This window comes from Alteromonas sp. G4i13 (genome assembly GCF_054960505.1).
The window spans coordinates 1-209 of record NZ_JBHNYX010000150.1; the positions used below are offsets into that span (position 1 = coordinate 1).

Sequence of the window (209 nt, forward strand, 5' to 3'; positions counted from 1 at the left end):
CCGGGCAGTCTCAGCATCATTGGGGCTGGTACCCAAACAACATAGCTCAGGAGGCAAGCATAATCTACAGGGGATTAGTAAGCGTGGAGATAGCTATCTAAGAACCTTACTCATTCATGGTGCCAGGGCTGTCATGCGAGTGAGTAAACATAAAGAGACACCATTGTCTCAATGGATAAAGCGAATAGAGCAAACGCGGGGGAGAAACA

General features: G+C 47.8%; 1 protein-coding gene. It reads left to right on the top strand.

Features of this window, described 5'->3' with window-relative positions:
• Positions 1-209: transposase (locus ACFI6J_RS21690; protein WP_462586424.1), on the top strand; the 209-nt coding region annotated here is incomplete at both ends.